We start from the raw sequence: 762 nt of genomic DNA, 5'->3' as shown, positions 1-762 counted from the left end.
CATGAGAAATCCGGGCTAGGAACACGCAACTCCTTCGTGGTTTTACCTTTGGCACTGTCAATGCCAGAGGCCTGGGCTGTGGCCGTCGTGGTGATTGTCGTCCAGTCTTTGTTGGAACTGTTTGGAATGATGCTTTATCTGCGGTGGGTGCCTAGTCGGCTGCTACCGGACACCTGAATAATCTGAAACCCGTAAACTCATTTAAAATAGGAAGATCTCCCGTGCAAACCCGAACCCTGGTCATCAGTCTCCTTCTTTTTTGTCTGGTTGTCTTTGCTGGTGCTTTTGTTATTTACGATCGCTCCCAGGGCACTAATGAACCCGCCGTTGTTGAAAGAACGCCACTGGTGAGGGATTACTCTCCCGTTATTGGCCCTGAGGACGCGCCGGTAACCATTGTCGAGTTCTTCGACCCATCCTGCGAAGGTTGTCGCGCCATGCATCCCTATGTGAAACAGATTCAGGCTGCCTACCCGGACAACGTGCGTCTGGTACTGCGCTACGTATTGTTTCACAAAGGCTCGGAAGAGGCCGTCAGAATCCTGGAAACCGCCCGTGAACAGGGGGTCTATGAGCCGGTACTGGACGCTGTTATGGAAGCACAACCGAAATGGCACGATGATCCAAAGGTCGCCGCAGCATGGGATGCGGCGGCGTCAGCCGGACTTGATGTCGAAGCCGCTCGGGCCGGTATGAACTCACCCGAGATTGACGGCATTATTCAACAGGATGCTGCGGACGTTAAGGAGGCTCTGAATAAGT

1 protein-coding gene is annotated in these 762 nt (G+C 53.4%); it reads left to right on the top strand.

Annotation, left to right across the window (positions count from 1 at the left end):
• Window positions 1–221 precede the first annotated feature (221 nt).
• On the top strand, window positions 222–762 hold a 541-nt coding region (locus Q675_RS23410), incomplete at its 3' end, for a DsbA family protein (protein ID WP_023010673.1).

This window comes from Marinobacter sp. EN3 (assembly GCF_000475315.1).
In the GTDB taxonomy this organism is placed as follows: domain Bacteria; phylum Pseudomonadota; class Gammaproteobacteria; order Pseudomonadales; family Oleiphilaceae; genus Marinobacter; species Marinobacter nauticus.
Note: the sequence above shows the minus strand (reverse complement) of the source record. Positions and strands in the feature narration are given on the sequence as shown.